The 22,750-nt window shown below is 71.8% G+C and carries 22 protein-coding genes and 2 pseudogenes; 16 read left to right on the forward strand and 8 right to left on the reverse strand.

The window, feature by feature from the left end:
* Positions 1–5: 5 nt before the first annotated feature.
* On the reverse strand, positions 6–1,514 hold the full coding sequence (locus tag ACYVLT_RS00330; RefSeq protein ID WP_461118009.1) for an SMI1/KNR4 family protein: 1,509 nt from the start codon (positions 1,512–1,514) through the stop codon (positions 6–8).
* Positions 1,515–1,682: 168 nt separating this feature from the next.
* On the opposite strand from ACYVLT_RS00330, the gene ACYVLT_RS00335 reads away from it, so the two are divergent.
* A complete protein-coding gene (locus ACYVLT_RS00335; protein ID WP_461118010.1) occupies positions 1,683–3,689 on the forward strand; it encodes a neutral/alkaline ceramidase in 2,007 nt (668 codons plus the stop codon).
* A 13-nt stretch (positions 3,690–3,702) separates the two neighbouring features.
* Here ACYVLT_RS00335 and ACYVLT_RS00340 read toward each other — a convergent pair whose 3' ends face one another.
* Positions 3,703–4,182 carry a hypothetical protein gene (locus tag ACYVLT_RS00340; RefSeq protein ID WP_461118011.1) on the reverse strand — a complete coding sequence of 160 codons (480 nt, stop codon included), beginning with the start codon at positions 4,180–4,182 and terminating at the stop codon, positions 3,703–3,705.
* Positions 4,183–4,272: 90 nt separating this feature from the next.
* On the reverse strand, positions 4,273–4,713 hold the full coding sequence (locus tag ACYVLT_RS00345; RefSeq protein WP_461118012.1) for a DUF6098 family protein: 441 nt from the start codon (positions 4,711–4,713) through the stop codon (positions 4,273–4,275).
* A gap of 61 nt (positions 4,714–4,774) precedes the next feature.
* On the opposite strand from ACYVLT_RS00345, the gene ACYVLT_RS00350 reads away from it, so the two are divergent.
* The 4 genes from ACYVLT_RS00350 (at position 4,775) to ACYVLT_RS00365 (ending at position 10,251) form a co-directional block, all read left to right on the forward strand.
* Complete coding sequence (locus ACYVLT_RS00350; RefSeq protein WP_461118013.1) at positions 4,775–6,283, forward strand: FAD-dependent oxidoreductase; 1,509 nt, start codon at positions 4,775–4,777, stop codon at positions 6,281–6,283.
* On the forward strand, positions 6,283–7,356 hold the full coding sequence (locus tag ACYVLT_RS00355) for a carboxylate-amine ligase (protein ID WP_461118014.1): 1,074 nt from the start codon (positions 6,283–6,285) through the stop codon (positions 7,354–7,356). Before ACYVLT_RS00350 ends, ACYVLT_RS00355 begins: the two co-directional genes overlap by 1 nt.
* Positions 7,353–8,351 (forward strand): iron-containing redox enzyme family protein, encoded by a 999-nt coding sequence (locus ACYVLT_RS00360; protein WP_461118015.1) that lies wholly within the window; start codon positions 7,353–7,355, stop codon positions 8,349–8,351. The genes ACYVLT_RS00355 and ACYVLT_RS00360 overlap by 4 nt, the downstream gene beginning before the upstream one ends.
* Before the next feature lie 307 nt (positions 8,352–8,658).
* Positions 8,659–10,251 (forward strand): RCC1 domain-containing protein, encoded by a 1,593-nt coding sequence (locus ACYVLT_RS00365; protein WP_461118016.1) that lies wholly within the window; start codon positions 8,659–8,661, stop codon positions 10,249–10,251.
* Between the two features lie 57 nt (positions 10,252–10,308).
* Here the strand turns inward: ACYVLT_RS00365 and ACYVLT_RS00370 are convergent, their stop codons facing one another.
* Positions 10,309–10,500 carry a CDGSH iron-sulfur domain-containing protein gene (locus ACYVLT_RS00370; RefSeq protein ID WP_461118017.1) on the reverse strand — a complete coding sequence of 64 codons (192 nt, stop codon included), beginning with the start codon at positions 10,498–10,500 and terminating at the stop codon, positions 10,309–10,311.
* Positions 10,484–11,131 (reverse strand): HemK2/MTQ2 family protein methyltransferase, encoded by a 648-nt coding sequence (locus ACYVLT_RS00375; RefSeq protein WP_461118018.1) that lies wholly within the window; start codon positions 11,129–11,131, stop codon positions 10,484–10,486. The genes ACYVLT_RS00370 and ACYVLT_RS00375 overlap by 17 nt, the downstream gene beginning before the upstream one ends.
* 158 nt (positions 11,132–11,289) lie before the next feature.
* Between ACYVLT_RS00375 and ACYVLT_RS00380 the strand changes: the two genes are divergently transcribed.
* The 8 genes and pseudogenes from ACYVLT_RS00380 to ACYVLT_RS00415 all read left to right on the forward strand — a co-directional run bounded on the left by ACYVLT_RS00380 (position 11,290) and on the right by ACYVLT_RS00415 (position 17,401).
* Complete coding sequence (locus tag ACYVLT_RS00380) at positions 11,290–11,997, forward strand: alpha/beta hydrolase (RefSeq protein ID WP_461118550.1); 708 nt, start codon at positions 11,290–11,292, stop codon at positions 11,995–11,997.
* Entirely contained in the window at positions 11,969–12,505 is a 537-nt protein-coding gene (locus tag ACYVLT_RS00385) for a hemerythrin domain-containing protein (RefSeq protein WP_461118019.1), read from the forward strand. Before ACYVLT_RS00380 ends, ACYVLT_RS00385 begins: the two co-directional genes overlap by 29 nt.
* Positions 12,506–12,717: 212 nt before the next feature.
* A pseudogene (locus tag ACYVLT_RS00390) lies at positions 12,718–13,059 on the forward strand (DUF6359 domain-containing protein); the annotation flags it as partial.
* A 90-nt stretch (positions 13,060–13,149) separates the two neighbouring features.
* Positions 13,150–13,833: pseudogene (locus tag ACYVLT_RS00395) on the forward strand (endonuclease I family protein); the annotation flags it as partial.
* Positions 13,834–13,994: 161 nt separating this feature from the next.
* Positions 13,995–14,870: an LLM class flavin-dependent oxidoreductase gene (locus ACYVLT_RS00400; protein ID WP_461118020.1), complete on the forward strand. Its 876-nt coding sequence runs from the start codon at positions 13,995–13,997 to the stop codon at positions 14,868–14,870.
* Positions 14,871–14,895: 25 nt separating this feature from the next.
* Positions 14,896–15,456 carry a hypothetical protein gene (locus ACYVLT_RS00405; RefSeq protein ID WP_461118021.1) on the forward strand — a complete coding sequence of 187 codons (561 nt, stop codon included), beginning with the start codon at positions 14,896–14,898 and terminating at the stop codon, positions 15,454–15,456.
* Positions 15,453–15,812 carry a NucA/NucB deoxyribonuclease domain-containing protein gene (locus ACYVLT_RS00410; RefSeq protein ID WP_461118022.1) on the forward strand — a complete coding sequence of 120 codons (360 nt, stop codon included), beginning with the start codon at positions 15,453–15,455 and terminating at the stop codon, positions 15,810–15,812. Before ACYVLT_RS00405 ends, ACYVLT_RS00410 begins: the two co-directional genes overlap by 4 nt.
* Before the next feature lie 38 nt (positions 15,813–15,850).
* The gene (locus ACYVLT_RS00415; protein ID WP_461118023.1) at positions 15,851–17,401 is read left to right on the forward strand and encodes a right-handed parallel beta-helix repeat-containing protein; all 1,551 of its coding nucleotides are present in this window, start codon (positions 15,851–15,853) and stop codon (positions 17,399–17,401) included.
* Between the two features lie 22 nt (positions 17,402–17,423).
* On the opposite strand, the gene ACYVLT_RS00420 is transcribed toward ACYVLT_RS00415, so the two are convergent.
* Together ACYVLT_RS00420 and ACYVLT_RS00425 are read right to left on the reverse strand one after the other, a co-directional pair.
* Complete coding sequence (locus ACYVLT_RS00420) at positions 17,424–18,329, reverse strand: M20/M25/M40 family metallo-hydrolase (RefSeq protein ID WP_461118024.1); 906 nt, start codon at positions 18,327–18,329, stop codon at positions 17,424–17,426.
* Positions 18,330–18,374: 45 nt separating this feature from the next.
* Positions 18,375–19,394, reverse strand: a complete 1,020-nt coding sequence (locus ACYVLT_RS00425) for a Gfo/Idh/MocA family protein (protein ID WP_461118025.1) — start codon at positions 19,392–19,394, stop codon at positions 18,375–18,377.
* Between the two features lie 307 nt (positions 19,395–19,701).
* Between ACYVLT_RS00425 and ACYVLT_RS00430 the strand changes: the two genes are divergently transcribed.
* Together ACYVLT_RS00430 and ACYVLT_RS00435 are read left to right on the forward strand one after the other, a co-directional pair.
* Positions 19,702–19,914, forward strand: a complete 213-nt coding sequence (locus ACYVLT_RS00430) for a hypothetical protein (RefSeq protein ID WP_461118026.1) — start codon at positions 19,702–19,704, stop codon at positions 19,912–19,914.
* Positions 19,911–20,690 (forward strand): class I SAM-dependent methyltransferase, encoded by a 780-nt coding sequence (locus ACYVLT_RS00435; RefSeq protein ID WP_461118027.1) that lies wholly within the window; start codon positions 19,911–19,913, stop codon positions 20,688–20,690. Before ACYVLT_RS00430 ends, ACYVLT_RS00435 begins: the two co-directional genes overlap by 4 nt.
* Positions 20,691–20,851: 161 nt before the next feature.
* On the opposite strand, the gene ACYVLT_RS00440 is transcribed toward ACYVLT_RS00435, so the two are convergent.
* The gene (locus ACYVLT_RS00440) at positions 20,852–21,403 is read right to left on the reverse strand and encodes a peptidase inhibitor family I36 protein (protein ID WP_461118028.1); all 552 of its coding nucleotides are present in this window, start codon (positions 21,401–21,403) and stop codon (positions 20,852–20,854) included.
* 249 nt (positions 21,404–21,652) lie between these two features.
* Between ACYVLT_RS00440 and ACYVLT_RS00445 the strand changes: the two genes are divergently transcribed.
* Positions 21,653–22,678 carry an ArsR/SmtB family transcription factor gene (locus ACYVLT_RS00445; protein ID WP_461118029.1) on the forward strand — a complete coding sequence of 342 codons (1,026 nt, stop codon included), beginning with the start codon at positions 21,653–21,655 and terminating at the stop codon, positions 22,676–22,678.
* Positions 22,679–22,750 lie beyond the last annotated feature (72 nt).

Below are 22,750 nucleotides of genomic sequence, written 5' to 3' on the forward strand. Positions count from 1 at the left end.
AGACCCTAGCGCCGCCCGTCCGGACGGCGGACGGCGTCGGCCTGCTCGGGCGGCGGGCGGGGTGCGTCGGCTAGAACGTCCCGCGCAGGACGTCGGCGGGCACCGGCGCCCCGAGCCACTCCGCCCACTCGGCGGCACGGGCGAGTGAGTCCTGCCCGACCAACGCGGCGGCGGCCAGGCCCTCGGGCGGGACGGGCAGCCGTCGCCACTGGTCGTCGTGCAGCACGAGGTACGCGGCCGAGGGCAGCGAGCCGAGGTTCGTCGCCGTCGCGCCGCCGAGTTCCAGTTCGACCAGGTCGGACCAGGCGGGCACCTCGACCACCGCGCCGCCGCGGATGCGCACCGAGCGCAGTGGCAGCCCCGCGAGGGGGGGTGAGGTCGATGTCCGAGGCGGTCACCGACACGTGCCGCAGGCGGGGCAGCGCGGCCAGGGGCGTCAGGTCGGCGCCGGTCGCGTCGACCAGCGTCACGGTCCGCACCTCGTCGAGGTCCTCGGTCGGCGCCGGCGCGGTGGCGAGGTCCGTCCCGCCCAACGACAGGCGCAGCTCGGTGTCGGGCGGGCGCAGCCAGGTGGGGACGAACCCGGCGTCGTCGGGCAGCCGCCGGTATTCCCCCGCCTTGCACCGGTCGAGGACCTGTTCCAGCCACGCGGTGACCGACGGAGCGAGGTACCGCAGGTGCCCGTCCTGGGTGTCGGCCAGCAGGACCTGTCCCGGTCGGCCGGTCGGTCCCGGCGCCAGGTCGACCACGACGAACAAGAGGTGGCCGTTGCTCGCGACCGGCACCCAGCCGGGGTGCCACCAACCGGTCCGGACCGCGTCGGCCGGGCCGTCGTACACGACCTCCCCGGCCCACTCGTCCGGGTGGAAGTCGTGGAAACCGCCGGTCCACTCCATGGCGCTGCGCGCGCCCTCGACCCGGTCCAAGGGCAGGAGCGGGAGACCGAACGGCCCGGGCGGCTCGCCGGTGCCGTTCCCGAGCAGGTAGAGCGCGCGGAGGTCGGCCGGGAGCACGACGTCGAACCGCTCCTCGACCTCGACCAGCGCCTGCTCGGTGGCGGGCGGCTCGGTCCGCGGTGCGGTGCCGGTGATCGACTCGAACAGCGCGGCGTACTCGGCGACCAGGTCCGGCACCCGCGCCGGGTCACCGGCCGGGGGGAGCGCGGAGGGTGGCAGCGGCGGCGCCGTCGGCCTGCGGGCCGGGTCGAGCACCCGCACGTAGCTGGGTGGCAAGGTCGCGGTGTGCTGGGACATGCCCTGCACCACCACGGCCTCGTAGGTGTTGTCCGGGTTCACCCGCAGCTCCAGTGCCGCGTCGCCGAAGCGCTCGAACAACGCCTTCCCCGGGCCGTCGCCGAATGGGTCCGGATCCCGGCGGAGCTTCCCGTCGCCGTCCAACTCCGCCCGCGACGAGATGGCGCCCTCGCTGAAGGAAGCCCGGTAGACGATCTGCCGCCACCGCCCCCCGGCTCTCCCGAACAGCGCGCGGCACAGATCCACGATGACGTCGTCCACATTCCCCCAAGATCGGGTCGGAATCCTGGCGACGCCCGCTGACGCCCGGAGTCCCGCTGCGCCCGTGCCCGAGCCGCGGCACCCGGCAACGGCTTGCCGGAGTGGCCTGGATCACCTACCGTCGAGTAAGGTGAAGACGTTTCGCGTATCACGGCTCTAGGAGTGCGGATGCGGGTGTCTCGACGGTCGTTGGCGGCAACGGCGCTGGTCGGCGCGCTGGTCGTGGTCGGACTGCCGGTGGCGGACGCCGCGCCGGAGCCGTACCTGGTGGGTCGAGGCATCTCCGATGTCACCGGGCCGGCCGCCGAGAACGGGATGATGGGGTACTCGGCGTTCGACCAGAAGACCACCGGCATCCACCAGCGCCAGCGCTCACGCGCGTACGTGGTGGTCGACCAGGCCACCGGCAAGCGCGTCGCGTACGTCAGCGCCGACCTCGCGATGATCTTCCGGGCGGTACAGGAAGAGGTGTTGGCCAAGCTCCAGGCCCGTTACGGCACGCTCTACACGCGGGAGAACGTGCTGCTGTCCGCCACCCACACGCACGCCGGACCCGGCGGCTACTCGCACAACCTCGCCTACAACCTCTCGATCCTCGGCATGCAGCCGCAGACGCTGGCCGCGATCACCGACGGCATCACGGAATCGGTCGTGCGGGCGCACGAGGACCTCCAGCCGGGGCAGCTGTCCCTTGGTCGCGGCGAGTTGACCGACGCCAGCGTGAACCGCTCGCGGGTCGCGTTCGAGCGCAACCCGGACAAGGGCCACTTCCCGCTGGCCATCGACCCGGCCATGACCGTGCTGCGGTTGCGGCGCAACGGCGCGGACGTCGGCGCGATCAGCTGGTTCGCCACCCACAACACGTCGATGACCAACAAGAACACGCTGATCAGCCCGGACAACAAGGGGTATGCGTCCTACCAGTGGGAGCACGACGACCGGGGCGTGCGGTACCTGGAGGACCGGCCGGGTTTCGTCGCCGCGTTCCCCAACACCAACGCGGGCGACATGTCGCCGAACCTGAACCTGCGCCCCGGATCCGGCCCGACCGAGGACGAGGTGGAGAACACCCGGATCATCGGCGAGCGGCAGAACCGCAAGGCGCAGCAGGTGTTCGCCGGTCCGCAGACGCCGGTGACCGGGTCGGTGGACTACCGGATGCGGTTCGTGGACATGGCCGCGGTCACCGTCGACGGCCGGTACACCACCGACGGGCGGCCGGGCACCACGTGCCCGGGTGTGGTCGGCGCGTCCACGATGGCGGGCAGCGTGGAGGACGGTCCGGCGATCCCCGGTTTCCGCGAGGGCATGACGAGCCCGTTGAAGGCCCTGTTCGAGCCGCTGGACGTCGAGGTGCCGCAGTGGCTGCGGGACTGCCAGTACCCGAAGGCTTCGCTGGTGCCGACCGGCTTGGTGCAGGCCACGCCGAACGTGCTGCCGTTGCAGATCGTGAAGATCGGACCGCTGCACCTGGTCGCCGTGCCCGGTGAGGTGACGATCGTGGCGGGCCTGCGGATCCGCCGCGCGGTCGCCGCCGAGGCCGGTGTGCCGCTGGAGAACGTGCTGGTGCAGGGCTACGCCAACGACTACAGCCAGTACGTCACCACACCGGAGGAGTACGACCTCCAGCAGTACGAGGGCGGCTCGACGCTGTTCGGCCGCCACACGCTGCCCGCCTACCAGCAGGAGTTCGCCGCACTCGCCGCGTCCCTGCGCGCCGGCACACCGCTCGCGCCGGGTGCGACGCCGACCAAGCCGCCGTTCACCGAGATCAACCTCCAGACCGGGGTGGTGTTCGACGACAAGGCGCCGTGGCACTCCTTCGGCCAGGTGCTCACCCAGCCCGCCGCCACCTACGCGCGCGGGCAGACCGCCACGGCGGTGTTCGTCACCGGGCACCCGAAGAACGACCTCCACCGCAACGGCACGTTCCTGGAGGTCCAGCGCCTGGTCGGCGGCACGTGGCAGCGGCACGCCGACGACGGCGACTGGTCCACCCGGTACCGCTGGCAGCGCGAGGGGGTGGCGAACTCGAACGCCACGATCACGTGGACCATCCCGGCCGACACCCCGGCGGGCACGTACCGCATCGTGCACCACGGCGACTGGAAGAGCGGCTGGACCGGCGCGATCACCCCGTTCAGCGGCACGACCAGGACCTTCACCGTCGGCTGAGCGGCCGGCGTGCTCAATCGAAGTCGATGTCCTGGGGGAGGACCCAGACCCCGCCGTTTCCTGGGTTGTCCCAGTCGTGGAAGAGCATCGCGCTGTCACCGGACCGAATGGCCACGACGTAGCCGCTGACCCGATTGGGCTCGGTGCCCGTGCTGGCGGCGGGGATGTTGGTCAAGGCGTGTACAGGAGAGGACGCTATCCGCGACGTGGCCACGGCGCGGGCCATCAGGTCGGCGGCGTACACGATGGTGAGGGACGCGACCAACGCCACGATGATCACCAGCCGCTGGGAGTCGTTGAAGCCGAACGGATCCTCGTCGACCACGGCGGCCGCCTGCTGGTTGTCCTGATTGGTGCTCACCTCCGCCGCCACGCCCATGACAGCCGTGAGGCCGCCGATGGTGGTGACGAGGTACGTGGCCCACTTGGTGAGGTTCAGCGTCGAGGACTTGATGGCATCGCTCGGACTGGGTTTGTTCAGGAGGATGGACACGTCGGGGGCCTCCCGTCTCCAGAGGGCCTCTCACGCTACGCTGCGGCCGGTCGCGCGCTTGTCACTCCATTGGGGGACAACGCTGTCGCGTCAGGAACCTTCGCGGTCCAGTGAGCCCCAGTTGGTGGCGGCGTGTTCGTCGACCAGGCGTTCGCACTCGGTCAGCACGTCGTCGGCGATCCACCCGATCGGTTGACGACACTCGACCAGGGGCTCGTTGTCCGGCCCACGCCCCACCTCGACGCCCGCCAAGACCCACGGTCGCGTGCCCGGTCCGCGGCGTTCCCGCAGGTGGCGGTAGTCGTGCAGGCGGCGGGCCACCCAGAGCCGCAGCGGCCTGCCACCCCACCAGGGTTCGACCGCCAGCGAGTTCGCCGACAGGCCGGGCAGCCGCACGCCGCTCAGCCCGTCGCGACTGCACCGGTCGCTGTCCGCGTCCGGCCCCTGCGACCAGCGCACGTACAGCTCGCGCGCGGGCGCGCGGTCCTCGACCAAGGTGACCAAGTCGGAGAGATCGGCGAAGGTGCGCATGGGTCCGGGTTACCGCGTCGGCGGAGGTTCGAACACGAATGGTGCGGGTACCAGCTAAAGCATGACGCAAGCGACCACGACCGCCCGCCACTCGCTGTGGTCCGAGGCGATCCCGCACGGCCGGTTCCCCGTGTTCACCGGAGAGACCACGGTGGACGTGGCGGTGGTCGGCGGCGGGATAACCGGGATCACCACCGCGTTGCTGCTCAAGCGCGCGGGCCTGCGGGTGGCGGTGGTCGAGGCCGATCGCGTGGGCGGCGGCGTGAGCGGCAACAACACCGCCAAGGTGACCGCCCTGCAGTCCACTGTGTACTCCAAGATCCTGGGCAAGCACAGCGCCGAGGCGGCGGCCGATTACGCCACCGGCAACGCCGCCGCCGTCGAACGGGTGGCCGCGCTGGTGTCCGAACTGGACATCGCCTGCGACCTGCGCCGCATGCCCGCCTACACGTACGCGTTCGACGAGGGGGAACTCCCTGCGGTCGAGCAGGAGGCCGAGGCCGCGAGCCGGGCCGGGCTGCCGGTCGTGCGCGACGGCGGTGAGCTGATGGGCGTGCCGTTCCCGGTGGCGGGCGCGGTGCGGCTGGACGACCAGCTGCTGATCCACCCGGTGAAGTACGTGCGTGGCCTGGCGGAGGCCGTGGACGGCGACGGCTCCCGGGTCTACGAGGGCAGCCGGGTGCTGCGGATCGAGGACGGCAAGCCGAGCCGGGTCCACACCGAGCAGGGCACGGTCGTCGCCGAACGGGTCGTGGTCGCCACGCACTACCCGATCCTGGACCGCGGCCTGTACTTCGCCCGGCTGGAGCCCATCCGGTCCTACTGCATCGCGGTGCGGCTCGCGTCGGGCACGCCGCCGACCGGGCTGTCCATCAGCGCGGGCAGCCCGTCGTGGTCGCTGTCGCGCTCCGGGGACCTGCTGATCGTGTGCGGTCAGGGCCACGCGACCGGCTCGTCGCCCGGCGAGCCGTACGAGGAGCTGACCAAGTTCGCCGCCGAGCGCTGGGACGTCGCCGAGGTCACCCACCGCTGGTCCGCGCAGGACCCGACGTCCTACGACAACCTGCCGATGATCGGTCCGTACCTCCCGGGCTCCACCACGCTGTACGGCGCGACCGGGTTCATGAAGTGGGGCCTGAGCAACGGCACCATGGCCGCCGAGCTGCTGACCGACCTGGTCGTGGGCCGGGAGAACCCGCTGACCGCGCGGTTCAGCCCGCACCGGCTGACACCCGGCGCGACGCCGAAGCTGGCGAAGATGAACGCGAAGGTGGCCGTGGACCTCGTCGGTGACCGGCTGAAGTCGGCCGAGGTAGACACGGTCGCGGACGTGCCGGTGGGCGAGGCGCGGGTGGTGAAGGACGGCACGGGCAAGGCCGGCGTGTACCGCGACGAGGAGGGCGGCGTGCACGGCGTGTCGTTGCGCTGCACGCACTTGGGCTGCCTGGTGCGGTTCAACTCCGCCGAGCGCAGCTGGGACTGCCCGTGCCACGGGTCGCGGTTCGACGTGGACGGCGCGGTGCTCGAAGGGCCGGCGACCAAGCCCCTGCCCCGCCGCGATCCCGCCTGATGACCCTCGGTGTCGAGGAGGAGTTCCTCCTGGTGGATCCGTCGACGCGTCGTCCGGTGGCGCGTGCGGCGGACGTGGTGGCACGCGTGCGCGACCTGCCCCCGGGCGCACACGTCCACCGTGAGCTGAGCGGCGTGCAGGTGGAGTTGGCCACCGGTGTGTGCGCGGGGCTGGAAGAGCTGCGCGACCAACTCGTGGCGGGCCGACGCGCGCTGGCCGAGGCGGCCGGCGCCGAGGGCTTGTGGTTGGTCGCGTCGGGTTCACCGCCGTTGGCCGACCCGCGACCGGCGTTGAGCGTGGGGGAGAGGTTCGAGCGGATCGAGGCGATCTACCGCGCGCAGGTGCGGGACTACCAGTGCTGCGGCTGCCACGTGCACGTCGGCGTGCCCGATCGGGAGACGGCGGTGCACGTGGTCAACCACCTGCGGCCGTGGTTGCCGACGCTGTTGGCGCTGGGTGGCAACTCGCCGTTCGACCGCGACCGCGACACCGGGTACGCGAGTTGGCGGATGATGCACCAGGCCCCGTTCCCCGGCTCGGGCGTGCCGCCGTTCTGCCGCACGGCCGACGAGCACGACGCGCGCGTGGCCCGACTGGTGGACTGCGGTGCGCTGGTGGACGCGAACCAGACGTTCTGGCTGGCGAGGCCGTCACAGCGGTACCCCACCGTCGAGGTCCGGGCGGCGGACACCGCCGCGACGGTGGACGACGCGCTGCTCCAGGCCGCGCTCACCAACGCCCTCGTCGACACCGCCAGGTTCGCCGGTGCCGCACCGGAGCCCGACGAGCAGGTGCTGGCGGCCGCGGTGTGGTCGGCGGCCCGGCACGGGCTGTCCGGTCCGGGCGTCGACCCCTTCACCGCACGGCAGGTGCCCGCGGTCGAGTTGGTGGAGGCGTTGCTGGAGCACGTGTCCGACGCGCTGGGCGACGACCGCGAGCTCGTCCGCGCGTTGGTGCGCGGCGTGCTGGAGAACGGCACGGGCGCGCAACGGCAACTGAGAGCGGGCTCACCCGAGGCCGCCGTCGACCTGCTCGCGTGCACACCGGCCGGAACGGGTAGTCCACGGGCATGACCACCGTGGACCCTGCTCTGGACCGGGCCGTCCTCCCCGCGTCGCGCGGCCCCCTGTCCGCCGCCGTCCTGGACGCCCTGCGCGGCGACCCGCCCGCCGTCGGTCTGCCGTCGCACGTGGCCGCGGACCCGTACGGCGAAGACCTGCAACTGGCCCTGCACGTCTGCTACGAGCTGCACTACCAGGGCTTCGAAGGCGTGTCGGACGACTGGGAGTGGGATCCGGGGCTGCTGGGCCTGCGCGCCGGCCTGGAGCGGGTGTTCCTGGACGCGCTGCGGGCCGACGTGCCCGGCGGCGCGGACATCGGTGGCGTGCTGGACGAACTGCTGGTCGAGCCGGTCGACGGTGTCGGCGTGAGCCACTTCCTCAAGGACGAGGGCGAGTGGTGGCACATGCGCGAGTACATGGCGCTGCGCTCGATCTACCACCTGAAGGAGGCCGACCCGCACGCGTGGGTGATCCCGCGCCTGCGCGGCACCGCGAAGGCGGCGCTGGTGGCCGTGGAGTTCGACGAGTTCGGCGGCGGGCGCGGCGACCGCATGCACTCCCGGCTGTTCGCCGACCTGCTCGTCGGCGCCGGCCTGGACCAAGGCTACCTGCGGTACCTGGAGCACGCGCCCGCCGTGGTGCTGGCGACGGTGAACCTGATGTCGTTGTGCGGGCTGCACCGCTCGTTGCGCGGCTCGCTGGTGGGGCACTTCGCCGCGGCCGAGATCACCACCGCGCCGAGCGCGACCCGGATGGCCAAGGCGTTGGAACGGCTGGACGCGCACCCCGACTGCGTGGAGTTCTTCACCGAGCACATCGAGGCGGACGCGGTGCACGAACAGGTGATGCGCCGGGACGTGATCGGCGACCTGCTGGCCCGCGAGCCGGAGCTGACCGAGTCGGTGGTGTTCGGGGTGCAGGCCACGGAACTGCTGGAGCAACGGCTGGGCGACCACCTGCTGGGCGCCTGGAAGGAGGGGCGGACGGCGTTGCGCCTGCCGCTCTAGTGCTGCTGGGCGTACCCAGTTCCCCACCCACGCCATAGGCTGGTCCACCTCGAAGTGGGGGACGTGGGGGGCAGCGCCATGCGTTGGCGAATCGTGCTTCTGGTGTGCGTGTCGGCCGTGTTCGGGGTCCAACCCGTGGCGGCGCAGGCGGATCCGGCCGTGATGGCGCAGGGCGATCCGGCTGGCGCGGCGGTGTCCGCCGGTGCGCCCGCGGACGAGGGCCTCGCCTTCGTGCCCAGGCCGCCGTTGCGGGTGCTGGACACCAGGGACGGCACCGGGCGGCACGGTCGGCCCGGTCCAGGGCCGGATGACGCTCGACCTGACCACGAAGGTCCCCGCGACGGCGCGCGCGGTGGTGCTCAACCTGACCGGTGTCGCTCCGACGGCGGCCACGCACGTCCGGGTGTCGCCGGACGAGCACGAGGTGCCGGAGGTCTCCAACCTCAACCTCGTGCGCGGCGAGACCAGGGCCAACCAGGTCACCGTCCCGCTGCGACCGGACCAGCCGCGGCTGTACCTGCACAACCACACGGGCGCGGTGCACCTGCTCGCCGACCTGGCGGGTTACTACACCGCAGACCCCGCGTCGCGGTTCACCACGTCGTCGCCCACCCGGGTGCTGGACACCCGCACGACCACCGCGCTCGGGCCGGGGACGACTCGTGAGGTCGACCTGTCCGCGCGCGTGCCGGCCACGGCCACGGCGGTGACGTTCACCCTGACCGGCACCGAGCCGACCGCGTCGACGCACGTGATCGCGCACCCGTCCGACGCGGCCCGGCCGGTCGTGTCGAACCTGAACCTTGAACCGGGGCAGACCAGCCCGAACCTCGTGACCGTCGCGCTGGGCGCCGACCGCCCCGTCCGGCTGTACAACCACGCGGGCAGCACGCACCTGCTCGCGGACCTGGCCGGGTACTACGCCACCGATCGCGGCCACCGGTTCTACCCGCTGTCGCCGGTCCGCGCCGCCGACACGCGCACCCTCCACGACCCCCTCCGAGCGGGCTGGACCAGGGACGTCGCCTCCTCCGCGCGGATCCCGACCACCGCGGCCGCCGCCGTGGTGAACCTGACCGGCACGAACGTCACCGAGGCGACGTACGTCTCGGCGTACCCGGTCGGCACGGCCAGGCCGAGCACGTCGAACCTGAACCTGCCGCCGGGCCGGGACACGTCGAACGGCGCCGTGGTCGGGCTGGGCCGTGACGCGCGGATGACCCTGTACAACAACGCGGGCTCGGTGGACCTCATCGTCGACCTGGCCGGCTTCTTCGCCACACCGCCCGGCTGCGTCGCCGACTGCGTTCACGCGTGGGGCGGTCGGCTGCGGTACGGCGCGACGCCGTCCCGCCGTCCTTGGCTGTCCGGCGTGACGTCGGTGGCCGCCGGTGTGGAGACGGGGTACGCGCTGAAGTCCGACGGCACGGTCTGGATGTGGGGCTGGGAGCAGCAGGGCGACCCGACCTGGGTGGTCGGCCTCACCGAGGTGACGGCGATCGCCGCCTCCGACTGGACGGCGTACGCGTTGCGGTCCGACGGCACCGTGTGGGCGTGGGGCACCGATGCCTTCGGCAACCTGGGCGACGGCGTCTGCCCGACCGAGGACTGCCCGCCTGGCACGCCGGTGCGGGTCTCGTTGCCGCTGCCGGGCACGACCAGGATCACCGCGATCGCGGCCGGTGCGCAGACGGCCTACGCGGTGCGCTCGGACGGCGCGGTGTGGGCGTGGGGCCGCAACGACGAGGCGGGCAACCTGGGCACCGGTACCCCGGGCTCCTGCTCCTCGTCCGCGGTGCGGGAGAACTGCGAGTCGAGCACGCCGGTGCGGACCCTCGTCGACCACGCCTCGGACGTCGCCGCCGGCGGCCTGGGGTACTTCGCGGTCGTCCCGGGCTGAGGCACGTCCGTCAGGCCGAACCGCCGGACCCGACCCCGGGTTTCCCGGCGAGCGCGGTCAACGTCGTTTGCGGTGGCTCGTGTCGCACAGCGGGTAACGCTTGCTGCGGCGGCACGCGCACACCGCGACGACGAACCGGTCCGAGCACACCACCTCGCCGTCCTCCGTCCGCACCTCGACGGGCCCCTCCACGAGCACCGGTTCACCCGGCACGACGGTCACCACCCTGGCCTCACGCGGCGTCGGCACGGACCACCACCAGCTCCTCGTGCGCCTGGTCGGCGTCGATGAGGCCGCGCCGGGCCAACCAGTCCGCGCGTCCGCGCATGACCCGCCCGAACGCGATCGTGCGGCGGGCCACCACCGACGCCTTCAACCCACCACCGCGCAACTGCCGCAGGGTGATGTCCGGATCGCACAGCGAGGAGTGCACGATCAGCCCCATGCCCTTGTCCGCCAACAACAACGGCAGCACCGCGCACAGCCGGTCGAGCACGGAACGCCCGTTCAGCCCGGCGTCCCAGGCCCGTGCGGCGCCCCGCGCCGGCACCGTGGCGCTCGGCACGTAGGGCGGGTTCGCCGTGACGACGTCGAACTCCTCCTCGCCGACGAGATCACCGAAGTCACCGCGTCTCAGCCGCACCGACAGACCGCGCAACCGGGCGTTGACGCGGGTGGCGGCCAGGGCGCGCCTGCTCAGGTCCACCGCCGTGACCTCGCCCGCGCCCGCCAACCCGGACGCGATCGCCAACGCGCCGGTGCCGGTGCACACGTCCAGCACCCGCCCGCCGCGCGGCATCCCGGCCTCTTCCAGCGCCTCGGCCATCAACCACGTGTCCTCTTGGGGCCGGTACACGCCCGGCGGCCTCCACAACCACATAGGACTGTGGTTCCCGGCGCTTCGCCCCGCAAACGAGGCCGAGCCGACAGGAATGGACCGCTGCGGACCGGGGAATCCAGGTGGTCCTTGATGCGGGAGGTCGGATGGGCGTGGTCGAGGCGACTCGGGCGGTGGCGCGGGAACAGGTCCTGGTGGCGATGCTCGGCATTCCCCGACTCCTGGCGCACCAGGCGTGGCGCGCCGTCGACCCGAGGGAAGGGTGCGGGCTCGGTGTCCTGCTGGTGCCGGGGTTCGGTTTCGGCGACCGGAGCCTGCACCTGACCAGGACCTGGCTGCGCAAGCGCGGTTACGTGCCGATCGGCGCGCGCATCGGTCTGAATGTCGGCTGCACGTCGGAGTTGGTCGACCGCCTGGAACGCAGGCTGGAGGCGCACGTCGAGGCGACCGGCGGCCCGGTCGTCCTGTTCGGGCAGAGCCGCGGCGGCGGCCTGGCCAGGCTGCTGTCCGTGCGCAGGCCGGAACTGGTGCGCGGCCTGGTGATGCTCGCCAGCCCGGTGCTCGACCAGCTCGGCGCGCACCCCAGCGTGGTGCGGGTGGCGCGGACGCTGGCCCGGCTGTCGCGGGCGGGCATCCCGGGACTGCTGACCGAGGACTGCTTCGCGGGCACGTGCTACGACACCAACTCCGCCGCCATGGCGCAGCCGCTGCGGGTGCCTGCCATCGCGGTGTTCTCGCGCAACGACCTCATCGCGCCCTGGGAGCTGTGCGCGGACCCCTGTGCGGACTGCGTCGAGGTGAACAGCACGCACACCGGGATGGGCTTGGACCCTGAGGTGTACCGGCTGCTCGCGCCGCGGCTCGCCGCTTGGGCGCGGAATGCGGAACGGGTGCCCGCGCCCGCGTGAGAAGATCGACGGCGGAACCGGAGGTGAGCACGCCATCGAACCGTCGTCGCGCCTGGTGGCGTTCGGCAACCAGCTGGTGCAGGCCCACATCGCGCTGCGCGAGCGGCTGGAAGCCTTGAGGGACGGCCTGTCCGAGGGCGTCGGGGTCTCCGACCTGTGGTCGCACTGCCTGTCGTTCTGCGCCGCCCTGGAGCGGCACCACACCGCCGAGGACGACGGCGTGTTCCCCGTGCTGGCCCGGGAGCACCCCGAGCTGCGGCCGGTGTTGGACGAGCTCGGTCGTGATCACCGGATCGTGTCCGACGCGCTGCGGGCGCTGGGGGAGTTGGGCGACGCCGACCCCGCGGTGCTGCGGAGGGAGTTGGACGGTGTGGCCGCGTTGGTGGAAACGCACTTCACCTACGAGGAGCGCAAGATCGCGGACGTGCTGTCGGCGTTGACCGGGCGGCTCGGCCCGACGGACGCGGAACTGATCACGCGCGCCACCACCGTGTCGGACGCACCTTGACCAGCGGTCCCTTTAATAGCTTCAGTGTTGACTAAAGAGCGATCTCGTCTCGTGACGAAAGTTCGTTGATCATTCACTCTGACGTGTGATTTTTCGTGCGATCCTGCCTGCGTGCGGCCACCCTGCGCCGCCGCGCCGGGAGGAGACACCCCATCGTGCGAGTACGCCCCCTGCTGAATCCCGTTGCCGTTGTCGTTTCCGTCGTCGCCGTGGTGGCGGCCCTGCTGATCCCCACCGCGGCCGCCGGCGCCACGCCGATCACCGTCGCCCAGGCCGTCGGGCAGCAGAACGGCGCGTCCGCCACCGTCCGCGGCTACGTGGTCGGGCAGCCCACCGCCACGACCACGGTGGTGAGGTCCGGCTTCCCGTCCGACTACGCGCTGGCGCTGGCCGACTCGCCCGGTCAGACGAGCACCAGCCAGATGATCTACGTGCAGATCACGTCGGCGTTCCGGGCCCAGTGGGGCCTGCGGAGCAACCCGGGCCTGCTCGGCGCGCGGATCGACGTCACCGGTCCGCTCAACGCCTACTTCTCCCACCCCGGCCTCACGTCGCCGACGGCGTTCGCCAACGCGGGCACGTCGCCCACGTCCACCTCAACCGCCACGTCCACGGTCACGTCCACCCCGGGCGGCGGCTACGACGACACGTACTACCGCAACGCCCTCGGCAAGACCGGTGCGTCGTTGAAGACGGCGTTGAACGGGATCATCCGGACCAACGCGAAGCTGTCGTACGACCAGGTGTGGGAGGCGTTGAAGGTCACCGACCAGGATCCGGACAACAGCGCCAACGTGATCCTGCTGTACACCGGTCGTTCGCAGGGCAAGACCACCAACGGTGGTGACCCGGACGACTGGAACCGGGAGCACGTCTGGGCCAAGTCGCACGGGGACTTCGGCACGGCGACCGGTCCGGGCACCGACATCCACCACCTGCGGCCCACCGACGTGTCGGTGAACGCGACGCGGGGCAACAAGGACTTCGACCTGGGCGGCTCGCCGGTGGCGGAGGCGCCCGGCAACTACACCGACGCCGACTCGTGGGAGCCGCGCAACGCGGTGAAGGGCGACGTCGCGCGGATGCTGTTCTACATGGCCGTGCGGTACGAGGGTGGCGACGGCTACCCGAACCTGGAGATGAACAACAGCGTCAGCAACGGCACCGCGCCGTACCACGGCAGGTTGTCGGTGTTGTTGCAGTGGAACGCGCAGGATCCGCCGGACGCGTTCGAGAAGCGTCGCAACCAGGTGATCTACGACAGCTACCAGCGCAACCGCAACCCGTTCATCGACCACCCGGAGTGGGCGGCGTCGATCTGGGGCTAGGTGCGCGGGTTCGGCGGCGGACGCCTGTCCTCGACCTCGGTTCGGAGGGTCGGGGACAGGCGTTTCGCGGTTCGCGGGGGACCGGACCACCGTATCGGGTGTTGACCACTCACTTGCATTCTGTTCGGATGAACACAGTGCTTGTGCGATGAGGGGGCGACATGAGGGCTGGGATCACGATCCTGCCGGAGTACCGCTGGGCCGAGGCGAAGCCGAGGTGGCAGGCGGCGGAGGCGTACGGGTTCGCGCACGCGTGGACGTTCGACCACGTGGGTTGGGGCCCGCTGGTGGACGCCACCTGGTTCGGCTCGGTGCCGACGTTGGGCGCGGCGGCGCTGGTGACGTCGCGGATCGAGCTGGGTTTCATGGTGGCGTCGCCGAACTTCCGCCACCCGGTGCCGTTCGCGAGGGACGTGCTGGGGCTGGACGACCTGTCGGACGGCAGGCTCACGGTGGGTGTCGGGGCGGGTGGGGTGGGCGGCTACGACGTGGAGGTGTTCGGCGGCACCACCAGGGTGGCGAGCCCGTCGCGCCGGTACGCGGAGTTCGTGGAGTTGTTGGACGCCTTGTTGACCAGGGACCGGGTCGACTACGCGGGGGAGTACTACTCGGCCGTGGGTGCGCGGAACGCGCCGGGTTGCGTGCAGCGCCCGCGGGTGCCGTTCGTGCTCGCCGCGAACGGGCCCAAGGCGTTGGCCTTGGCGGCCGAGCACGGTCAGGGGTGGGTGACCCTGGGTACGGCGCGCGACTCGCTGGAGGCGTGGTGGACGTCGTTGGCCGAGCTGTCGGCCCGGTTCGACGAGGCGCTGGCCGCCGGTTCGCGTGACCCGGCGGGGGTGCGGCGGTTCCTGCAGACCGATGCGGCGCCGGTGTTCTCGTTGTCGAGCGTCGAGTGCTATCGCGACTTCTTGGGGCGTGCGGGCGAGTTGGGTTTCACGGACGTACTGGCACCGTGGCCGCGGGCGGAGGGTCCGTTCGCGGGTGATGAGGCGATCCTCGACACGGTGGCCGCGGACGTGTTGCCGACGTTGTCCTGACAGCGGTGTGGTGGAGAGGTCGCGGGTGTCCTTCGACCTGGTCGTGGTCGGGGTGGGCCACGTAGCACTGCCGCTGGAGGCGGCGGGCATGGCGGTGGCCGGGTACGACATCGACCCGGCCCGACCCGACCTGGGCGCGGTGCGTGCCGCCGCACGTGCCGTGTCCGACCACCTGCGGCCGGGCACCCTGGCGGTGTTGGAGTCGACCAGCTTCCCCGGCACCACCGACGAGGTGGTGCGGCCGATCCTGGAGCGGCACGGCCTGGTGGCGGGTGACGACTTCCGGCTCGGGTACTCGCCCGAGCGCATCGACCTGGGCAACTGCGGCTTCGGCAACACGCCCAAGGTGGCCGGTGGGCATACCGCGCTGTGCGCCAAGCACTGCGCGGCGTTCTACGGCCGGTTCGTGGAGTCCGTCGTGGTGGCGCGCGGCACGCGTGAGGCGTGTTGGGGCGACCGATACACCTACTCCTACCGGGTGATCAAGGACGGCGTGGAGGTCGAGGTCGGTCGGGGCAACTTCCGGTTCGACTTCCTCTCATCCGCGCAGCCCAGCTCGACATCGTCCTCACCAGGCCCAACGTGAACGGCAAGAAAGCTCCCGGCCGTGAGGAAGACGGCGCTCCGCTGCACCGGTTCTTCGGCGACCACGACCCGAACAACAAGATCCGCGGCTCACGCCGCAAGACCCAGACCGTCTGCCGCAAGTACTGGGGGGTCAATTACGCCACCTCGGTCCCCGGCACGCCTCGGGAGTGCGACGAGTACCCGTTCGCCACCACCTACGAGAACGCGGCGCTGGTCGACGAGAACACGATGTGGAACTTCGCCGCGGCAGCGATCAGCCGATCCCACAACAAGAAGGCGGGCGAGATCTACCAGGCGTTCCTGCGGACCGAGCACCTGCTCGACGGTGACGCGTTCTACGTCCACATCAGGTAGGAACCACACCCCACGTCCTGAGAGGGATCATGAAACACATGCGCTATCGCGGCATGACCACGGTCGTGGCGCTCGCCGCCGGCATGCTCCTCGGGAGCACCACGAGCCAGGCCGCCCCGCCGGCGGCGGCGACCTGTTCGGGAGTGGGCGTCCCACTCGGCGCCGACATCCAGAGTGCGGTGAACGCGAACCCGGCCGGAACGACGTACTGCCTCGCCGCCGGCCTCTACCGACTGCCCGCGCCGTTGACGCTCAAGACCGGCGACACGCTGTGGGGTGCGGGCCCGTCGCCCACGCTGGGCACCATGCTCTCCGGCGCGCGGGCGATGACCGGCTGGGTGGCCTCCGGCGCGAACTGGTACGCCAGCGGGTTCCTGCCGCCGTCGTACGAGGACCGCAACGGCCAGTGCGAGAACCTCTCGACCAACCTCTGCCACAAGTTCGAGGACGTGTTCCGCAACAGCACCCAACTGCTCCGGGTCGCCGGCCTGGAGCAGCTGGGACCCGGCGGCTTCTACGCCGACTACGCGGCCAACCGCGTCTACGTGCGCGACAACCCGGTCGGGGCCACCATGCAGATCAGCCGCACCCCGGCGGCGAACACCGTCGGCGGCGCGACCGACGTGGTGATCCGCGATCTCGGGGTGCGGCACTTCGCGTCACCGAGCCAGCTCGGCGCGCTCGAACTCGGCCACCGGTGGACGGTGTTCAGCGTGGAGACCAGCTACAACCACGCGCTCGGGTTCAAGGTGAGCGGCAACGACGCGTCGTTCACGGCGGGTCGGTCGTCCTACAACGGTCAGCTCGGCGGCGGCGTCAACCGCGGTCGCGACTTCACCATCACCGACGTCGAGATCGACCACAACAACGCCCAGGCGCTGTACTGGGTCAGCGACTGGGAGTCCGGTGGCATCAAGGTCACCAACGGAGCGACCGGCGTGGTCGACCGCGCCAACGTGCACGACAACTTCGGCATCGGCCTGTGGGCCGACGGCCAGGCCGGTGATCCGGCAGTGGTGGACTCGTTGCGGTTCCAGAATTCGAGCATCGTCCGCAACTCCGCCGACGGGGTGCGCTTCGAGATCAGCAGCAGCGGCCGGATCTCCGGCAACACGGTCACCGACAACGGCTGCGACCTGCTCGGCCGCCGAGGACCCCAGGCGGTGGCCGGTCTGCCCGACGGCGCCGGCATCGACATCAACTCGTCGGTCCGGGTGGTGGTCTCGAACAACGTCGTGAGCCGCAACCACAACGCCATCGGCGGCCAGGAACGGCGGGGGCGCGAACTCCACCTGCAACACCTCCGCGTGGCCGACAACACCGTCGACCTCACCAGGTGCGCCAACGACTTCGGCCTCGGCCTGGCCGGCGTGGTCAGCGACCAGCGGGCGGACCGACCGCCGTACTGGGGCGGGACCTTCACCGCCGAGGGCGACAACCTGTTCATCGGCAACGACTACCGGATTCCGGCGGCCGACGGCGGCCTGAACGCCAGGCGATTCGCCTGGAACGGCAGCTACCGGCACACCTGGGCCGCGTGGACCGCCTACGGTCAGGACGTGGGCGGAACGGCCGTGGTCATCCCCTGAGAACCGAGTGCGGCTGGAGCGCTCAGGCCGTTCCCCCGGTCCGGGCGAACCGCACGACGATGTCCCGCACCACGTCCGCGAACCGGTCGAGGTCGGCGACGTCGGCGTGCTCGCCGGGTGCGTGGGCGTTGTCGTCCTCCAGCGACCCGGGGCCGAGGATGGCGGTGTGCGCGCCCGGCACGTCGGCCGGCCAGATCGCGTCGCAGGTGAACGCGGGCTCGTGCGCGGGCCATCGCGGCACGACGCCGTCCAGCAGCGGCACGTCCTGTGGTGGCGGGGCGGGGTGGTCGTCGACCGCGTCCTCGCCGCGGACCTGCACGGACGCGGTCATCGCGGCCGTCGAACGGGGCAGGTAGCGCAGGCTGGTCGGCTCGCAGAACAGGTTGAGGCTGCCGTGGTAGCCGGCCTCCACCAGCGGACGGGTGCCGAACACACCCATCGCGCCGCCCTCCGCACCGGACACCGCCTGGATCAGCACGCTCACGTCCCGCCCCACCGCCGGGTCGGTCATCGCGGCGCGGACACCGGCCAGCAGTGCCACCGAGGGTCCCTTGGCGTCGATCGCGCCGCGACCGTGGAACCGGACGCCGTCGAACCCGGCCGGTTCGAACGGCGCGACGGTGTCCAGGTGCACGTTGAACATCACCACCGGCCCGGACTGGCCGACCCGCAGCACCAGGCTCGGCTGGCACTCCAGGAAGCACGGGTCCGCGGCGATCGCCTCCCGCACCACCGCCGGCACGTCGTGCCGCAGCACGTCGGCCGCCCGCGCCGGACCCAGGTGCACCGTGCGCATCCCGAAGCCCTCGGCGGCCTCCGAGTACAGGTGCACGGCGTCCCACAGGCGCACGTCGTCGGTGGTCTCCAACGGGCCCGCGGTCGGCAGGTCGAGCAGCCGCAGCAGCAGGTCGCGGTCCTCCCCGATCACCGCACCAGCCCGGCCGTCGCGCGACCGGCCTCGACCGGCTCCGGCTCAGCGGACATGTGCGGCCACCGGGCCGGGCGCCTCACCACGCGCGGCCGGCACCACGGGCTCGGCGCAGATGTTCTTGGCCACCGACAGTAGCTGCACCACGTCGGTGGCGAACGCGAACCCGCGCGAGTGCTGGTCGCCCGCCGCGTGGAACAGCCGGTAGGCGCGGATCATCCACTCGGTGAGCGAGTCGTCGCGCAGCACCTCGTGCTCCCGCCGCCCGTTGACCGTGACGGTGAGCTGCGAGTGGTCGTCGTCGTCGCTGACCGCGTAGTGGCCGACCGCGCTGCCCCGCTCGAACTCCACGGTGATGCGGCGTTCCCGCACGGGCGAGGTGAGGTCCGAGCTGATCTCGGTGCGCACCCCGCTGTTGTGCCGCAGGCCGATCCGCGCGCCGCCCATCCGGGGCACCACCACGTCACCCACGGTCAGGTCGTGCCCGGCCGCGTGGGTGACCCGCGCGCTGCCCGCGAGCCGCAGCGCCAGGCCGACGCCGTGCGGCAGCTCCACGTCGAACGCGGTCAGGTGGTTCGGCCCGGTCATCGACCGGCGGAAGCGCGGTTTGTTCTGCACGATCGAGATCGACTTCGGCTCGCCGAGCGTGCCGCCGCGCAGCAGCTCGGTGAGCCGCCCGGTGAGCGTGCTGGTCAACCACGGCTCGACCACGGCGATCCGCAGGCCGTGCTTGCGGCGCAGCCGGATCACCCGGGCCAGGTCGTCGGTGTCGGCGGCCAGCGGCTTCTCCGCGATCACGTTGCGGAAGCCGCGTTCGGCCAGCTCGGCCAGCACCTCGGCGCGCAGGGACGGCGGTGTGCACAGGTGCGCCACCGTGTCGCCCGGGTCGAGCAGGGTGGCGGCCTCGGCGAGGCTGCCGACCATGGCCAGTCCCGGGCGCTCCACCGGCAGCCGCCGCGGGTCGCACGCCACGATCGGTCGGTCGTCGAACAGCTGCCGCAGCGAGGTCCGCGCCCTGGCCAGCACCGGCAGGTGCACGTCCGCACCGGCTCGGCCCAGTCCCACGACGAGTGTGCGCACTAGTGAGCCCCGTCTTGTCTCGTCCGGTCTCGAAGGCATCGGGAATGAGCGATGTCCGCTCTCAATTGATGGCCCCGACGCTGTCCCAAGCGCGAAGGCCTGTCAACTCGGCGTGGGCGAGTTGACCAGGAAGAGTGAACTGCCCGGTGCCCCGACGCCGGCCCCGTGACCTGCCATACGCTCGGATCCGGAAGCGGTGACCGCGGAGGTGAGTGCGCTGACCGTGCCATTCTTGACGCAATCGGCGATTTTCCCGGAATTGTGGCCGATAACGCGACGGCACATTGTGGAAGTGGGGGAGAACGGCAAGCGCCCGCGCGGGCGCGAACCCCTGGAATCGGTGCCGCAGCCGGCCGGGCTGGTCCGCGAGGCGGCGGGCCGGCGGTGCGAGCTGGGCGACCGGCGCGGCGACCGGGTGGCGCCCGCCGGCCCGGCGCGCCGGCTCGACCTGCTCACCCGGCTGGCCGGCCGTGCCGAGACCCGCGGCACCGGGCGGTGGACGTGACCACCTATGTGTTCGACCGGGCGCACGTGGCCGAGCAGCACCGCTGCCTGGCCGCCGCCTACGACCCGGTGACCCTGTCCCGGCTGGCGCAGACCGGGATCCGGTCGGGCTGGCGGTGCCTGGACGTCGGCGCGGGCGGCGGCAGCGTGGCGCACTGGCTGGCCGCGCGGTGCGCCGGGGTGCTGGCCACCGACGTGCAGCCCGAACAGGTGCCGCCCGCGCCCCGGCTCACCGTGCTGCGGCACGACATCGTGTGCGACCCGCTGCCTGACGCCGCGTTCGACCTGGTGCACGTGCGGCTGGTGCTGCGGCACCTGCCGGAGCGCGACGCCGTGCTGCGCAAGCTCGTCTCCGCCCTGAAACCGGGCGGGTGGTTGCAGGTGGACGAGTTCGACAACTCCTACAGCCCGGTGCTGCGCGCGCCCGACCGGGAGGCCGCGGCGCTGTACGAGACGTTCCTGGCGGTCAGGGACAGCGTGTTCGACGCCTACGGCGTGGACGGCGCGTGGGGTCGCAAGGCGGCCGGTGCCATGGCCGAGGCCGGGCTGGTCGACGTGGACCCGCGCGTGGTCGTGCACACGTGGCGGGCCGGGTCGCCGGGCGTGCGGCTGCTCGCGCACACCACGCACATGTTGCGGGACAAGCTGATCGGGGCGGGCATGAGCGACGGACAACTCGCCGCCGTGCGCGAGCTGCTCGCCGACGAGCGGTTCCTGGCCACCTCGCCGGTCGTCTACTCCGTGCACGGGCGCCGGCCCGCATCACCTCGACGCTGACCGCGGCGCCCTGGCGCCCACGATCTCGCGTCGGACAGCGGCCCTGGCGTCCACCGCGGACACCTCGTCGGTCCGCGCGGTGGTGTCGGGCGGGTTCCGACCCGACGGGTGCCAGTGGTCGGCCCGAAGGACGACCCCTGGCACCCCGACCTGCGGGTCGCTCAGCAGGTGGTCAAACTGGAGTAGCGGTACACGTGGTCCGCTCGATCCCGGTGCGGCGACACGTCCGAGTCCGACGACCGGGCGCCCACGCAGAACAGGTACACGTCGTTCTCGTGCCCGCCGACGGTGTGGTTGTCGAAGTCGACCGCCGTGCCGGTGTTGTTGTGCACCGAAGCGGTCCGGTCGTGCCAGCCGTACGCCCCGAGGTCCTGCCACCCGGTGTCGCTCAGCTTGCCCCGGGGGTACCCGAACCCGGTGTACTCGTAGAAGCAGAACCACCCGCTGGGGCAGTCCGGTGAGCCCAGGGCACGCACCCCGGGCTCGGCGAACGTGACGACGAACCGCCCGCCGTCGTAGCTGACCTCGTTCGCCGAGATCTGAGTGCCGCCCGGCGCCACCTCCAGTTGCAGGTCGACCTGTGCCTGCAGTTCCGCGGTCGAGGTCGCCTGCCTCCCGAGCAGACTCTCGTCGCTCGTGGCGGCGGCCGGTGCCACGGCCGTCAGCACACCGAGGGCGACCGCGGTCACCACGAGTTGGATCTTTCTCAACATCGCTGTTCCCCCTCGTCGTCGTTCCACCGTGCCCCTCACGGCTCGTCGACGACGGTCGAAATCATCCGTGAGCCCTTCCGCTCGGAACCAGGCCGTTGACCTCCAGCGCAATAGCCGTGGTCAGCGCATTCCCCTCGACGTGTCCGGTGAGGGCCACCGCGGATCCGGTATCCACCGCCGTCGGTGGAGGTCTTGAAGGGCACGACGCCCGGTCCGCCGGTACCGTTCGAGACAGCCTGGGGGGCTGTGATGCTGCGCATCCACTTCACCGCCGAGGACATCGCCCGGACCACCATCGCCGCGGGCGCCGACGCGTTCTGGGAAATCCTGTTGAGCAACTTCAAGCTCCACTCGAAGCACCAACCGGCCTTCGCGCGCCACTGGGCGGGACATGTCCGCCGCGATCCGAGGTGGCACAGCCACATCGGCCCGGCCGTTCGACTGCTGGGCGGCCTGGCGCCCATCGGCCCGTACTTCCCCGACTTCCTCACCCCCGACGCAGGGCGCTCCGGGCTCGACGAGGGTCTTGAAGCGATCATGAGCACTCCTCGCCGACGCCTGGTCCGCGAACTCGACCTCCTGGCCACCCGCGGGCGCCCGACGGCGCCGTCGAGGCTGCGCCCCCTGATCACCGACAGCGCCACGGCCCTCGGACACGTGGTCACGCGACTGCGCGACTACCACAGCGCCGCGATAAGCCCCTATGACGACATCGTCAAAGCCGCTGTCGACGCCGACCTGGCCCAGCGGGTCCGCGACCTGACCTCGGGTGGCGTGGAGGGCATGCTGAACGGCCTGCGCCCGCTGATGCGGTGGGAACCACCGGTCCTGCTGGTCCGCTACGACGTGTCGCAAGACCTGCACCTGCGCGGACGTGGCCTGCGCCTGGTCCCGTCGTTCTTCTGCGAGGACTCGCCGGTGAGCCTGGCGGACCCGGAACTGCCCCCGGTCCTGATCTACCCGATCGCCGCCGAGCACCGGTGGCCGCACGCGACCGCGGGCCACCGCCGGTCCGCCCTCCGCAACCTGCTCGGTCACAACCGCGCGAACCTGCTCGACAGCATCGGGGATGGCGCCGGCACCACGGAACTGGCTCGGGTCCTGGGCATCTCACCCGCCGCCGCCAGCCGCCACGCGGCCGTCCTGCGTGCCGCCGACCTCATCGCCACCAACCGGCACGGACCGGCTGTGCTGCACACGCTCACGCCGTTGGGGCGCCGATTGCTGCACCACAACAGCCTCGACGCAACGAGTGGCCCGACCGCGCCGTGGTGAGGAGCCGGGATCGTCGACCGCCGTGGCGCGGCCGCTTCACCGGGCACTTCCCGGAGTTCGGCACGCGCGGCC

Source organism: Saccharothrix stipae, assembly GCF_054781895.1.

What these genes read in the sequence shown, in the direction of transcription:
- ACYVLT_RS00335 (WP_461118010.1), top strand. Translation starts at nt 1,683, where the DNA reads ATGCGGGTGTCTCGACGGTCGTTGGCGGCAACGGCGCTGGTCGGCGCG.
- ACYVLT_RS00345 (WP_461118012.1), bottom strand. Translation starts at nt 4,713, where the DNA reads ATGCGCACCTTCGCCGATCTCTCCGACTTGGTCACCTTGGTCGAGGAC.
- ACYVLT_RS00350 (WP_461118013.1), top strand. Translation starts at nt 4,775, where the DNA reads ATGACGCAAGCGACCACGACCGCCCGCCACTCGCTGTGGTCCGAGGCG.
- ACYVLT_RS00355 (WP_461118014.1), top strand. Translation starts at nt 6,283, where the DNA reads ATGACCCTCGGTGTCGAGGAGGAGTTCCTCCTGGTGGATCCGTCGACG.
- ACYVLT_RS00360 (WP_461118015.1), top strand. Translation starts at nt 7,353, where the DNA reads ATGACCACCGTGGACCCTGCTCTGGACCGGGCCGTCCTCCCCGCGTCG.
- ACYVLT_RS00365 (WP_461118016.1), top strand. Translation starts at nt 8,659, where the DNA reads ATGACGCTCGACCTGACCACGAAGGTCCCCGCGACGGCGCGCGCGGTG.
- ACYVLT_RS00375 (WP_461118018.1), bottom strand. Translation starts at nt 11,131, where the DNA reads ATGTGGTTGTGGAGGCCGCCGGGCGTGTACCGGCCCCAAGAGGACACG.
- ACYVLT_RS00380 (WP_461118550.1), top strand. Translation starts at nt 11,290, where the DNA reads ATGCTCGGCATTCCCCGACTCCTGGCGCACCAGGCGTGGCGCGCCGTC.
- ACYVLT_RS00385 (WP_461118019.1), top strand. Translation starts at nt 11,969, where the DNA reads ATGCGGAACGGGTGCCCGCGCCCGCGTGAGAAGATCGACGGCGGAACC.
- ACYVLT_RS00400 (WP_461118020.1), top strand. Translation starts at nt 13,995, where the DNA reads ATGAGGGCTGGGATCACGATCCTGCCGGAGTACCGCTGGGCCGAGGCG.
- ACYVLT_RS00415 (WP_461118023.1), top strand. Translation starts at nt 15,851, where the DNA reads ATGCGCTATCGCGGCATGACCACGGTCGTGGCGCTCGCCGCCGGCATG.
- ACYVLT_RS00440 (WP_461118028.1), bottom strand. Translation starts at nt 21,403, where the DNA reads ATGTTGAGAAAGATCCAACTCGTGGTGACCGCGGTCGCCCTCGGTGTG.
- ACYVLT_RS00445 (WP_461118029.1), top strand. Translation starts at nt 21,653, where the DNA reads ATGCTGCGCATCCACTTCACCGCCGAGGACATCGCCCGGACCACCATC.